At 50.1% G+C, this 12,297-nt stretch carries 17 protein-coding genes and 3 tRNA genes; 10 read left to right on the top strand and 10 right to left on the bottom strand.

Annotated features, from left to right (window positions below; all coding sequences use genetic code 11):
- Positions 1-30: 30 nt before the first annotated feature.
- The gene (gene flgC, locus R6242_RS12480) at positions 31-423 is read right to left on the bottom strand and encodes a flagellar basal body rod protein FlgC (protein ID WP_318427269.1); all 393 of its coding nucleotides are present in this window, start codon (positions 421-423) and stop codon (positions 31-33) included.
- 2 nt (positions 424-425) lie between these two features.
- Complete coding sequence (gene flgB, locus R6242_RS12475) at positions 426-788, bottom strand: flagellar basal body rod protein FlgB (RefSeq protein WP_318427267.1); 363 nt, start codon at positions 786-788, stop codon at positions 426-428.
- A 143-nt stretch (positions 789-931) separates the two neighbouring features.
- Between flgB and R6242_RS12470 the strand changes: the two genes are divergently transcribed.
- Positions 932-1,552 (top strand): flagella basal body P-ring formation protein FlgA, encoded by a 621-nt coding sequence (locus R6242_RS12470; protein WP_318427265.1) that lies wholly within the window; start codon positions 932-934, stop codon positions 1,550-1,552.
- 9 nt (positions 1,553-1,561) lie between these two features.
- On the opposite strand, the gene R6242_RS12465 is transcribed toward R6242_RS12470, so the two are convergent.
- The 7 genes from R6242_RS12465 to R6242_RS12435 form a co-directional block, all read right to left on the bottom strand.
- On the bottom strand, positions 1,562-2,242 hold the full coding sequence (locus tag R6242_RS12465; protein WP_318427263.1) for a glucosaminidase domain-containing protein: 681 nt from the start codon (positions 2,240-2,242) through the stop codon (positions 1,562-1,564).
- The gene (flgN, locus tag R6242_RS12460) at positions 2,229-2,633 is read right to left on the bottom strand and encodes a flagellar export chaperone FlgN (RefSeq protein ID WP_318427358.1); all 405 of its coding nucleotides are present in this window, start codon (positions 2,631-2,633) and stop codon (positions 2,229-2,231) included. Before flgN ends, R6242_RS12465 begins: the two co-directional genes overlap by 14 nt.
- A 5-nt stretch (positions 2,634-2,638) precedes the next feature.
- Complete coding sequence (gene flgM / locus R6242_RS12455) at positions 2,639-2,899, bottom strand: flagellar biosynthesis anti-sigma factor FlgM (RefSeq protein ID WP_318427261.1); 261 nt, start codon at positions 2,897-2,899, stop codon at positions 2,639-2,641.
- A gap of 143 nt (positions 2,900-3,042) precedes the next feature.
- A tRNA-Met gene (locus R6242_RS12450) sits at positions 3,043-3,118 on the bottom strand.
- 27 nt (positions 3,119-3,145) lie between these two features.
- Positions 3,146-3,221: transfer RNA gene (locus R6242_RS12445), tRNA-Met, on the bottom strand.
- A 26-nt stretch (positions 3,222-3,247) separates the two neighbouring features.
- Positions 3,248-3,323 (bottom strand) — tRNA-Met (locus R6242_RS12440).
- A 124-nt stretch (positions 3,324-3,447) separates the two neighbouring features.
- Complete coding sequence (locus tag R6242_RS12435; RefSeq protein WP_318427260.1) at positions 3,448-4,212, bottom strand: DUF2189 domain-containing protein; 765 nt, start codon at positions 4,210-4,212, stop codon at positions 3,448-3,450.
- A 299-nt stretch (positions 4,213-4,511) separates the two neighbouring features.
- Between R6242_RS12435 and coxB the strand changes: the two genes are divergently transcribed.
- The 6 genes from coxB to R6242_RS12405 all read left to right on the top strand — a co-directional run bounded on the left by coxB (position 4,512) and on the right by R6242_RS12405 (position 9,083).
- Positions 4,512-5,609, top strand: a complete 1,098-nt coding sequence (gene coxB / locus R6242_RS12430; RefSeq protein WP_318427259.1) for a cytochrome c oxidase subunit II — start codon at positions 4,512-4,514, stop codon at positions 5,607-5,609.
- An 11-nt stretch (positions 5,610-5,620) separates the two neighbouring features.
- Complete coding sequence (ctaD, locus tag R6242_RS12425; protein WP_318427257.1) at positions 5,621-7,279, top strand: cytochrome c oxidase subunit I; 1,659 nt, start codon at positions 5,621-5,623, stop codon at positions 7,277-7,279.
- A complete protein-coding gene (locus tag R6242_RS12420) occupies positions 7,272-7,367 on the top strand; it encodes a cytochrome oxidase small assembly protein (protein ID WP_318427256.1) in 96 nt (31 codons plus the stop codon). Before ctaD ends, R6242_RS12420 begins: the two co-directional genes overlap by 8 nt.
- Positions 7,368-7,445: 78 nt before the next feature.
- Positions 7,446-7,964, top strand: a complete 519-nt coding sequence (locus tag R6242_RS12415; RefSeq protein ID WP_318427255.1) for a cytochrome c oxidase assembly protein — start codon at positions 7,446-7,448, stop codon at positions 7,962-7,964.
- Positions 7,961-8,134: a DUF2970 domain-containing protein gene (locus tag R6242_RS12410; RefSeq protein ID WP_318427253.1), complete on the top strand. Its 174-nt coding sequence runs from the start codon at positions 7,961-7,963 to the stop codon at positions 8,132-8,134. Before R6242_RS12415 ends, R6242_RS12410 begins: the two co-directional genes overlap by 4 nt.
- Positions 8,135-8,216: 82 nt before the next feature.
- On the top strand, positions 8,217-9,083 hold the full coding sequence (locus R6242_RS12405) for a cytochrome c oxidase subunit 3 (protein WP_318427251.1): 867 nt from the start codon (positions 8,217-8,219) through the stop codon (positions 9,081-9,083).
- A gap of 495 nt (positions 9,084-9,578) precedes the next feature.
- On the opposite strand, the gene R6242_RS12400 is transcribed toward R6242_RS12405, so the two are convergent.
- On the bottom strand, positions 9,579-9,770 hold the full coding sequence (locus R6242_RS12400; protein WP_318427250.1) for a twin transmembrane helix small protein: 192 nt from the start codon (positions 9,768-9,770) through the stop codon (positions 9,579-9,581).
- Between R6242_RS12400 and R6242_RS12395 the strand changes: the two genes are divergently transcribed.
- The 3 genes from R6242_RS12395 to R6242_RS12385 all read left to right on the top strand — a co-directional run bounded on the left by R6242_RS12395 (position 9,769) and on the right by R6242_RS12385 (position 12,245).
- Positions 9,769-10,440 carry an SURF1 family protein gene (locus tag R6242_RS12395; RefSeq protein WP_318427248.1) on the top strand — a complete coding sequence of 224 codons (672 nt, stop codon included), beginning with the start codon at positions 9,769-9,771 and terminating at the stop codon, positions 10,438-10,440. The genes R6242_RS12400 and R6242_RS12395 overlap by 2 nt on opposite strands.
- Positions 10,437-10,892, top strand: a complete 456-nt coding sequence (locus R6242_RS12390) for a hypothetical protein (RefSeq protein ID WP_318427246.1) — start codon at positions 10,437-10,439, stop codon at positions 10,890-10,892. Before R6242_RS12395 ends, R6242_RS12390 begins: the two co-directional genes overlap by 4 nt.
- Positions 10,893-11,204: 312 nt before the next feature.
- Positions 11,205-12,245 carry a COX15/CtaA family protein gene (locus R6242_RS12385; RefSeq protein WP_318427244.1) on the top strand — a complete coding sequence of 347 codons (1,041 nt, stop codon included), beginning with the start codon at positions 11,205-11,207 and terminating at the stop codon, positions 12,243-12,245.
- Positions 12,246-12,297: the final 52 nt, after the last annotated feature.

Here is a 12,297-nt window from a genome sequence, read left to right as displayed (position 1 = left end):
AAAAATCTGGAAAATGACCACTTCTGGCGCTTAGTTCTCGCCCATTTTTAGTAAATCCTGCTGCATCGCCTTTACCCGCGATAAGACTTCCACATTGGTTTGAAAGGCGCGCGAGGCCGACATCATGTCGGTCATTTCTGCTACAGGGCTTACATTTGGGTAAAAAACATTGCCTTCGCTATCTGCCAGCGGGTGGCTAGGCTCGTGGGCTTTTCGCAGCGGCTCAGTGCTTTCAATCACATCCAATACCTGCACTTTGCCGCCACTGAGCGCTGAAAAAACGGGCTTTCTGGCGTGATAAGTACTGGCTTCATTACCCGAGGCAGATTCAGCATTCGCCAGATTACTGGCGATGGTATTTAAGCGTGTGGTTTGCGCTGTCATTGCAGAGCCCGCAATTTGCGCGATATTTCTAAAAGACATGATTACCCCGAAATGGCCTTAGCCAGCCCTTTTAACTTCATATTCACGAAGGCAAGGCTGATTTGAAAATCTGAAACATTCTGCGAAAACTCAGCCTGCTCAACGCCTAATTCAACGGTATTACCATCGCGACTTGGATGATTGGGAGCGCGGTACATTAACTCGTCGCCCTCACCCAGCCCGCCCAGCTCGCCCGCTTCGGTTGCCAGAGCGCCATCTAAGCGTTCACGAAAGCTAAAATCACGAGCCTGAAAGCCTGGCGTATTTTCATTTGCAATATTTGCTGCCAAAACTTGCGTACGCTCTGAGCGCAGCCGTAAGGCTTCGGGATGCATATTCAAGGCTTTATCGAAATGAATTCCCACGACCAATCCCTCGCTCTTATTTTTTTCTGAAAAAAATAACAAAACCTTTCAGCACGTAAAAGGCGATGGCGGATGGTAAATATTCCCCCAGCAACCGTATACGGTATAATTACCTCCTAATATTCTACTATATTGATGTTTACATGAAAAAAATACAGGGACAATTCTCACTCGCCCTTATTTGTTTATCATTTTCAATGACTTATGCATACTCAAACATCCTAGAAAATAATAAACCAACGGAAAAAGTTAATTTATTTGTACAAAATTACTTTGATAGCTCTGCAAAACAATACTCAAAGCGTCAGATTTATCTGACAATTTCGCTGATTCCTCCGCGTGATTTAGCCCAACTACCGCCCTGCGACTCCGAGCCGCAGCTACAAGCATTCACGGATAAAAATTTAGCCTTACTAAACGTAGCAGTACGTTGCCTTACAGGCAGTAAGTGGAGTATCCGCTATATGGCAAGAGCGATGTTCCGCTTAGAACAAAATGCGCCCCCTCGCCCCTTCACTCGCCAAAATCTAATCAATGCCAGTGCCTTACCAGCTCAAGCGAGCGCGCCAAGCGGATATCTCATTAAAAAAGGCCAGCAAATAGAATTAATCGCGCATGCAGAGTTAATAGAAATAAGAGCCAGCGTGATTGCCGAGGAAAATGGTAAATTAGGCGATGTCATCAGGGTAAGAAATAAACGTACGGGAAAGAAGTTGGACGCGCAGGTGAAATCAGCGCAGGAGGTATCGCCCTTACAATACTAGGCGAAAATATTAAGGCTTTAGCGCTCTAACCGTTGCAACTACTTTTAATAGCTTTTCAGCATAGGCTGGGTCAGTCGCATAACCGCCTTTCACCAAAGCACTGGTAAAGGCTTCGGCGCTATTACCCGAGCCCATGGCTGGACGAAAGCGTTTGCTCTCACTAAAAAAAGACGTGTAATCTTGAAAAGCGCTACGATAATCAGGATAGGCACGAAACTGGTCTATTTTCTTAAGCGCAGCACCGTTTTCAAATTCAGTCGTTAATACATCCGCACGCAGGCCCCGCCAAGCACCAGCCGCTTTAATTCCAAATAAATTAAATGCACTTTGCCCATTGGCTTGATTAATAACCGCTTTACCCCAGCCAGATTCTAGAGCCGCATGCGCCAGCAAAATATCACTGGCCACGCCCAGCTTGGCCGAAGCTTCGCGTGCATAGGGCAACATTTCCATGATAAATGCCTGCTTATCTGCATCTAAGGCCGCGGGCTGCACACTGGCGTTTCTAAGTGCAAAACCTTCAGGGCTCAAAGGCATTGCCTGAGTCTGGCCTTCTTCAATATAGCGGTGTACTTCTGAGCGAGTTTGAGCAAATAACGCAGAAAATGCCGCCGAATCGGCTTGAGCGCGAGGAGTTTCAGCCCCAGCATTGAGCGCAGGTAAATAGCCAATTTGATCAAAGCGGATCATAAATATCCTGCTCACCAAACAAGATTCTTTGCATGATTTCTTGCTGCGATAAAATAAATTCACCATTACGCTGATTAAGCGCCTTGGCCTGCTTTAATAGCAGCGCTAATTGTTGCCATTTTTGCTGGCAAACACTTTGCAAAGCATTGGGCAGAGTAGCAATCAAGGCCTCGCAGCGCGCGTCATCTGGGCTTAAAGCCTTAATAATTTTACTACGACGCTGGCGGCGTAATTCAATCTCGGCAAGCTGCGTGCTGATACGCGCCAGTAGCGCGCTTAATTGTGCAGTTTGCTGATTAAGCGAGGCGGTAAATTGCAATTCAAGCAAATCAATTAAAGCTTGATAAGCGCCCACATCGCTCTGCAGATCCGCAGCAAACTGGCGAATCACCGTATTCAAGCACGCCCACCGTGATATCTCTGCATTAATGCCGCCACTTTATCGGCATCAAAGTTTAATTCGCCACGCAGCAAAGCGGCACGAATCTCTTGAACCTTGGCCATATCGATTTCTGGGCTAGCCTGCAAGCCTTGCTTTGCGGCACTTAATACAGAAGTTTCATCCCTATTTTTGGCAGCAGAGGGCTTGGCCGCAGGGCTGGTAGCCGCTGCAGTATTAGCAATCAAGGAGTCGCTTCGATTTGAGTTAATTCGCATTTTATCTAGTACCAAATAAGCACTGTATATTTAAGCGACACAAACGCAGAAAATCTTAAATATATAGCGATAAAAATCTACCACCATAAAAAACGCACATGAAAAAGCCGCTGTTCGTTTGAACAGCGGCTTTTTCGAATTTTTGGTTGCGGGGACAGGACTCGAACCTGTGACCTTCGGGTTATGAGCCCGACGAGCTGCCAACTGCTCCACCCCGCGACGGGTGTATTACTGATCATGCATCACTGGTTGCGGGGACAGGACTCGAACCTGTGACCTTCGGGTTATGAGCCCGACGAGCTGCCAACTGCTCCACCCCGCGACGGGTGTATTACTAATAATGCATTCTGGTTGCGGGGACAGGACTCGAACCTGTGACCTTCGGGTTATGAGCCCGACGAGCTGCCAACTGCTCCACCCCGCGACAGAGGGGCGAACTATACAAGAGCTTAAACGGGGAGTCAATACAAAAGACGTACTAAAAATGATTTAGCCATAAATAAAATCTATTGAACCCCACTTAAGCCAATAAGCAGGGCCTTTATCCACTATTCAACTAGATCTTTATAGGCATACCAAGTTGCGTGTCCTAGCAGAGGAAAAATCACGATTAAGCCAACCACCGTAACAAAGCCAATGGCGGTAAGTAGCACAATTAATGCAGCCCATTGGATCATTACCATACGATTTTCTGACGTTGCCCGCAGGCTACTCATCATGGCGGTTACGCTATCCACTTCCCGATCTGCCAGCATAGGAATAGAAATAGCCGTTAAGCCAAAAACAAAGAAAGCAAGCAAGAACCCAACTAAAGACCAAACGATGGTGAAAGGTAAAAACTCACCTGTTAGCGAGCCAATGTAGCTGGCTAAGCCGACATCTTGCCCACCGTAAAAGATGGCAAACAAAATAGCCGAAAAACGCTCCCAAGCAATCGCAATCATCCCGAGTGCCAAGCCTAAAAAGCCAAGCTGACCCATATTGGCCAGCAAATCGCGAATCGACTGTACAAAAGACGTTGGCCGCCCTTCTTCCCGCTCGGAAGTCAGCTCATAAATACCGGCAGCGCCTAAAGGGGCGAGCAATAAGAAACCTGTAATTGAAGTGGTAAATAAATAGGTGTGATTAATGGCTAGAGACAACACCAGTGCGCCAGCCAAGGTAACCAATAAGCCATACATCAAGCTTGGCCCTGGATGAGCCCATAAATCTGTCCACCCTTTTTGTAGCCATAGCACGGGGCTATTGGCCGCTACCTTTCTGGTCTTAGGCAGCGTGAAATGCTGATCTAATACGGCCATATGTACGCTCATGATCATCCCTCCTTGGTGATGGCCTTTACTCGGTGCCGATTCGTATCATCGAATCTGGCCCCGCCCCTTGGCCGATAAATGCTGATGACCACAAAAACAGATGGTCATTTATTTTTTAGTACATATTCAGCAAGGCACTTCCTAAAAGCAGACAAACGGTAAAAAGCTTTGCGTAAGAAATTCTGTCTCCTATCTGACTTGCATATGTCAAATCTTCTGCTATTTTTATATGAATAAAGATTAAAACTGCGACCGACCCTGTTGTTACGAGGAAGGCGCTACACCTCGGGAGGTGAGTAATGCGAAGACTTGCATTGGCATTAGTGCTGCCTGCTGCTATTGCGCAAGCAGGAAGCATGAATTTTCAGCCTGCTCAATCAGCAATAGCCCACGAAATCACTAATCTGCACACGCTGTTGATGTGGGTCATTCTGGTGATCTTTGTCTTAGTATTTGGCGTGATGTTTTACGCCATCTTAAGGCACCGTAAATCCCTCGGCCACGCCGCCAAGCCTTTCCACGAAAACACCACGGTCGAAATTCTCTGGACCATTATCCCAGCGCTCATTCTGATTGCTATGGCTTGGCCTGCAGCTCGCGTGGTGATCGCACAAAAAGACACCCGCGATTCAGAAATCACCATCAAGGCCACCGGCTATCAATGGTTCTGGGGCTACAAATACTTGGATCATGGCGTAGATTTTAAAAGCCGCCTGACTACCAAACAGGATCAAATCAACGATTACCACGGCAAAGCCAGCCCTAAGGGCGAGCATTATCTTTTGGAAGTTGACGAGCCTTTGGTGGTACCTGTTGGTAAGAAAATCCGCATTCTAACCACCAGTAACGATGTAATTCATTCTTGGGCGATGCCCGCTTTTGGGGTTAAGCAAGATGCAATTCCAGGTTTTATCCGCGATACCTGGTTTAAAGCAGAAAACACCGGCACCTTCCGTGGCCAGTGTTCCGAGCTATGTGGCAAAGACCACGGCTTTATGCCCATCGTCGTTAAAGTGGTCACGGATAAGGAGTTTCAGGATTGGGTAGGTAAGAAACAAGCCGAGGCTAAAGCCGCAGCGGATGATCCTAATAAAAAATGGACTAAGGACGAGCTGATTGCCCGTGGCCGTACCGTTTACGAAGCCAACTGTGTGGCCTGTCATAAGGCCGACGGTAAGGGCGCTGGCCCTTACCCGTCGCTGGCTGGCTCAAAAATTGCCACTGGGCCGATGGCTGGCCACTTGGGCGTTGTGCTAGGCGGTAAAAACGCCATGCCTGCATGGAATGCGCTATCCAACACCGAGATTGCCGCCGTGATTACCTATGAGCGCAACAGCTTCGGCAATACCACGGGCGATGCACTTATGCCCGCCGATGTGAAAGCCGCCAGAAAATAAGGATTAGAGACATGACTACTGCACACGACGCGCTCCACACTCCGGCCGCTCATGGGCATGATGCCGCCCATGAGGAACATCATGTTTCCTTTATTCAACGCTGGTTTTACGCCACCAACCACAAAGATATTGGCACGCTATATCTGTGGTTTGCCTTCACGATGTTTATTACTGGCGGCATTATGGCGCTGTGTATTCGCGCCGAATTATTTCAGCCCGGCCTGCAATTCTGGCAACCTGATTTCTTTAATCAGCTGACTACCTTGCACGGCGTAATTATGGTGTTTGGCGCGATTATGCCGGCGTTTACTGGCCTTGCTAACTGGATGCTGCCCTTAATGATCGGCGCACCCGATATGGCCTTTGCGCGGATGAATAACTGGAGTTTTTGGCTGCTCCCCCCCGCCGCCGCGCTGCTACTGATCTCATTCTTTGTACCCGGCGGTGCTGCTGCCGGTGGCTGGACGCTCTATCCGCCGCTATCCATTCAAGCAGGGATGGGGATGGATCTGGCGATTTTTGCCATCCATCTTTTAGGCTTATCGTCGATTATGGGCTCGATCAATATTGTCACCACGGTGCTGAATATGCGCGCACCAGGCATGACGATGCTGAAAATGCCGCTGTTTGGCTGGACGATGCTGATTACGGCTTATCTATTGATTGCGGTGGCTCCTGTACTCGCAGGTGCCGTCACCATGCTGCTCACCGACCGGCACTTTGATACACATTTTTTTAAAGCCGTTGGTGGTGGCGATCCAGTATTGTTCCAGCATATTTTCTGGTTTTTTGGCCATCCCGAGGTTTACATTATGGCGCTGCCTGCTTTTGGTATCGTCAGCCAGATTATCCCCACCTTTGCCCGTAAGCCGCTGTTTGGCTATGTGTCGATGGTATACGCCACCTGCTCGATCGCTATTCTGTCGTTTATGGTATGGGGCCATCATATGTTTGCGGTGGGTATGCCCGCCAGCACCCAACTGTTTTTTATGTTTCTGACCATGCTGATTGCCGTGCCAACGGGGGTGAAAGTATTTAACTGGATCGCCACCATGTGGCAAGGCAGCATGACTTTTGAAACACCGATGTTGTTTTCAATCGGTTTTGTTTGCCTGTTTACCATTGGTGGATTTTCTGGCTTGATCCTTGCTATTGCACCGGTCGATACCCAAATGCAAGACACCTATTATGTAGTGGCCCATTTCCACTATGTATTGGTGGCGGGCGCACTATTTTCGCTATTTGCTGCTACCTACTACTGGCTGCCAAAGTGGACAGGGTTTATGTACCACGAGGGGCGCGGTAAGTTTCATTTCTGGTGGTCAATGATCTGGTTTAACGTCACATTCTTCCCTATGCACTTTTTGGGCTTAGCCGGAATGCCGCGCCGCATCCCTGATTACAATATGCAATTTACCGATTTCAATGCCATGGCATCGGTGGGTGCATTCTGCTTTGGGCTAGGGCAAATCTTTTTCTTGTTTAATGTGATTCACACCATTCGTGGCGGCGTGGGCAAAGCGCCAGCCAAGCCTTGGGAAGGCGCAAATACGCTGGAATGGGAAGTGCCCTCACCAGCACCACACCACACATGGGAAACCCCGCCCTCTTTAGAAATGGTCGAAAAAGGCCTGAAAGCACAGGGCTTACTGGAAGATCATCATGAGTAAAAACCTGCGCACCGCCCTGATTACCGCCAGCATCGCCGCCGCCTTTTTTGTGGGCATCATTATCCGGCGCTGGCTGATGGATATGTAAAGTAGGGTGGGCACCTGTGCCCACGCGTTATCGCATATACAGCGTGAGCACACAATCGTGCCCACCCTAAGGTGACCAATGCAAAGCACCCCATCTATCCAGCAAGCCAATCGTAGACTCGCCATCCGCATGATAGTGATTGCCTGCCTGATGTTTAGCTTTGGCTACATCATGGTGCCGTTTTATGGTGCGCTGTGTAAGGCCATGGGGATTGATCGGGCTAATAGCGATTATGCCAATCTTAGCGCCGCCGTGATCCGTGTTGAGTTTGATACCAATGTGGCAGATAACTTACCCGCCACGCTTACCGCGCTTGATCCGGTGATGACGGCCAAACCAGGTGGCCTACTTAAAGCGCGGTTTCGCCTCAGTAATCTAAGCGATCAGCCCTTAAAAGTACGTGCCATACCCAGCTTTGCCCCTGCCAGATCGGCAGGGTTGCTGCAAAAATTGGAATGCTTTTGTTTTGATGCGCTCACCTTAGCCCCAAATGAGCAACGTGATGTCACCGTTGTACTACTGGTGGCAAAAGAGCTACCCGAAGAACTAGGCGCTGCCACGCTCTCTTACACGCTGCACCCGGAGCTAAAATCATGATTGCAGCGCTTAAAACCGTACTCGCTGCCTTTTTTGGCGTCCGCAGCCGTAAAAATGCCGAGAGCGCTAAATTAAAGCCACAGCAAATTATTGCTGCGGGGCTATTTTTGGCACTGTGTTTGGCATTGAGCGTGTTCTTACTAGTACGAGTGTTGATCGCTACATCGTAGGGTGGGCATGTCTTTTTACCCACGTTTACCGCCTCACGCGTGGGCAAGAAAACTGCCCAGCCTACATTACTGGAGTAATGAAATGAATGTAGAAAACGGAATTCACGATGCACATTACTTTGTGCCTGCACCATCCCATTGGCCGGTGGTGGGATCAGCAGCCTTATTCTGTATGGGCTTAGGCGCGGCCTTTGCCATGAATAGCATTGCCGCTGGTAGCTGGATTCTGCTACTGGGTTTTGCCATTCTCATCTGGATGATTTTTGGCTGGTTTGGCGATGTGGTTAAAGAATCACAAAGCGGCAGCTATGGTACTCAGGTTGATTATTCATTTCGCTGGGGAATGAGCTGGTTTATTTTCTCTGAAGTCATGTTTTTCGCCGCCTTTTTTGGCGCGCTATTTTATACCCGAACCATTTCCGTGCCTGAGCTGGGTTTCTTTTCGGACACCAACACCCTGCTTTGGTCAGGATTTCATGAAAGCTGGCCAGCCGCAACCGGCCCCAAAGCCGCACCCTACACCCCCATGGCTGCCATTGGCCTACCCGCCATCAATACCGCTTTGCTGCTCACATCCGGCGCAACGCTCACTTGGGCGCACTGGGGCTTAATGGAAAACAAACGCGGCCAACTCAAGCTGGGCCTGCTATTTACCGTTTTGCTTGGCACCTTATTTTTAACGCTACAAGCCGTTGAATACCATCACGGCTGGACCGAGCTAGGCTTAAAAATGAGCTCAGGCGCTTATGGCGCAACCTTTTATATGCTGACCGGTTTTCACGGCATGCACGTCTTAGTTGGCACCATTATGCTCGCCACCATGCTGGTGCGAACCATGCGTGGCCACTTCACCCCCGAACATCACTTCGGCTTTGAGGCGGCAGCTTGGTACTGGCACTTTGTAGATGTGGTGTGGCTGATCTTATTTGTGTTTGTTTATTGGCTATAAGCAACACACTAGAAAACCCAAATCTTGAACCACGGAGGACACAGAGAACACGGAGTTTCACGGAGAAAAACAAGCTCGGAGTTAAATCGTTTGGGTTTGGGTTTGGGTTTGGGTTTGGGTTTGGGTTTGGGTTTGGATTTGGATTTGGAATATCTCCCAACCATTTGAGTTTATTTCGCAACTCATAGCATGGGGCTTAAATCCCCCCTTTAAGCACGCCGAAGCGAGGAATAAGCGGTTCGGGGTTTCGGAAAAGGGGTAGCGAGGCAGCGAGCGAGCAGCCTTTTTCGCCGAGCCGATTATCCGCAGAGAGGGGCCTTCGTGCTTTTGAGTTTGCGGTTTTGCTTCCTTTCTTGGCCGTTCAAGAAAGGGAGTCCCCCGCGGGGGACTCCCGCACCTAAATCACCGTGCCGAAGGCACTAAAAAGATCTTTTTTATTTTAGTTAGAGCACAAATAGAAAACGGCGGGTTGCACCCGCCCTACAAAAAAAACACTCATGCATTGGGATGTATCCACCCCAGCCCATAAGCCGCCAATAATAAAAGAAATAAAACAATCGACAAGCCCACTCGCAGCGTTAGCGCTTTAACCATTTGTGTGGATCGCCCGCCGCGAACCATCTGCAACAGCGCTCGCCCCAAAGTGATCAGAATAATCAGGAGCAGGATGATGGCAACAATCTTCATGAAAAATCCTCCGTCTACTCCCATCTTAGCGCAACGTCGGCGATCTGCGCTTGTCTGTTTAGCAATCTTAATCCTAATTACTTTTTGCATGGGTCTATGGCAACTCAGCCGTGCACACGATAAACAAATATTAATTGAGCAACTGGCAAAACAAGAAGCCCTTGCTCCCCTACCCTGGGATAAAGGAACACCCCCCTTATTTCGCCCGATCAAACTCATAGGGCAATGGCTGCCACAAGCCGAAATCCTGCTCGATCATCGTATTGAAGCAGGCCAGATTGGCTATCACGTCATCACCCCTTTTCAGCTCAACGATCACAGCATTGTGCTGATCAACCGTGGCTGGTGGCCGGACACCCACCCACCCAAGGCAAGTGATAGCGCCATCGTAAACACTCAAGCTTGGCCGCGTTATGTTGAGCTGGCCCAAACCCAGCCAGCGGGCCACATCTTTCAAAATATCAACCCAGCCCGCTTTGCAGCATGGAGCAAGCTGCCACAACCCAGTGCCTATGCACTGATGCAAGCAGGTGAAACAGGTTTGATCGTGCAACACAGCCAGCCCGCTATCCCGCCAGAACGGCACCTTGGCTACACAGCCACTTGGTGGGGAATGAGCCTAGTGGGCGTTTTTCTTTGGATTCGCTTTAAACGGGAGACAAGACTATGAAAGGACGCACGGTACTGATTGCATGTTTTATGTTATCCCTGCTACCCATACTGGCGGCACAAGCTGTTTGGCAATGGTGGCGGCCTGTAGGAGGGAACAGCTTTGGTGAGCTGCTGGCCACCCCTATCGCAGCGCCTGGGCCTTGGCGATTGGCCGCCGCCGATGCGGCTTGCGGCGATGTACATAGCAAGCTGCTCTTTGCCGCTGGGCAGTTGCGTTTAGCACAGGGGGAAGCCAGCCAGCGCATGGTTCGCGCCAGCTTTTGCCCATCAAACAGCGCCGATATCGCCTATCTACCCAGCCACGCACCAAGCAGCGGCCTCTACCTGATCGACCCCCACGGCAACGCCGTGCTGCGTTACTCCACCGAACAACTTTCTAACGACGACGGCAGGCGCAAAGCGCTGAAAGAGATTGGGCAAGTCTTGAAAAATAATAAGGCACTTGGTTGACCATTTTTCATTAACAAACAACGAGAAATGCAATTAACCACTCTCTTGGCATGGGGCTTAAAAATCCCCTTGAAGCACGCCGAGCGAGGAATAATCGGCCAGGGGTTTCGAAAAAGGGGTAGCGAGGCAGCGAGCGCGCAGCCTTTTTCGCCAGGCCGATTATCCGCAGTGAGGGGCCTTCGTGCTGGTCGGGGCGGCCTTCTTTTGGTTCTTTTCTTGGCCGTTCAAGAAAAGAACGCCCCTGCGGTGGCTACCGCTCCTAAACCAACGTGCCGAAGGCACTTAAAACATTCACTGACCAGGAGCCACTCAATGAAACCACTCCTCTACCTCACCCTCATCTGGACTTTTTGTCTGGTGATGCTCGGTGCTTATGTAAGGCTTTCTGATGCGGGTTTGGGTTGCCCAGATTGGCCGGGCTGCTACGGGCAGCTAAGCGCGCCGGACGAAGCGCATGAGATTGCCAAGGTCAGCGCAGACTTTGGCCGAGATATGAGTAGCGAAGTAGAGCCTGCCAAGGGCTGGAAAGAAATGATCCACCGCTATTTTGCTGGCGGGCTGGGATTGCTCGTGCTGGTAGCGTGCTGCTTACTCTGGCAAAAACGCCAGCGGCTTAGCCGCATCAGTATTTTGCTACCCTTAGCGGTGATTGTTTTCCAAGCTCTACTTGGGATGTGGACCGTCACCATGAAGCTGATGCCCGTCGTGGTCACCGCACATTTGCTGGGTGGAATGACGCTGCTGGCGCTGCTCACCTGGCTGACCTCTCGCGCCACTTTAGCGCCTCAACTCCCCAGCCAGCTGCGCCCAATCTTAATCATCAGCCTGATTGCCATCGTGCTACAAATTGCCTTGGGCGGCTGGGTATCCACTAATTATGCAGCACTCGCCTGCAATGGCTTCCCTGCCTGCCAAGGCAGCTTTACCGCCCCTGCAGGTTTAAGCGAAGCCATGCAGCCGCTGCGCCAGCTAGGGCATACCACCAATGGCGAAGCGCTGACGATTCATCACTTAGCGGCCATTCACTGGCTGCACCGGCTGGGTGCTTTACTGCTGCTTATCTGTATCAGCGCGCTGATCTGGCAGTTGCGTAAAGCCAGTCCAAGATGGGCGGGGCTGATTGCTGCAGCACTACTACTGCAAATCTCGCTAGGCATCAGCAATGTTTGGTTTGATTTACCACTACCACTGGCTGTGGCGCATAACGGCGGTGCAGCGATTTTACTGATGCTGGTGGTTGCGGTATTGGCACAGGTTTTACCAGTTCAAAATATTGCTAAAGCAACCTCTCCCCTAAGCCTTACCCCAAGAGAGGGAAAAGTAGCGGCTTCAACGACAATGCCATCCACCTAGGGTTTTGACCTGAGCTTCCCCCTTTTACAAAGGGGGGAACTCAAAAAAACCG

This window comes from Iodobacter sp. CM08, from assembly GCF_033446605.1.
Classification (GTDB): Bacteria; Pseudomonadota; Gammaproteobacteria; order Burkholderiales; family Chitinibacteraceae; genus Iodobacter.
Note: the sequence above shows the minus strand (reverse complement) of the source record. Positions and strands in the feature narration are given on the sequence as shown.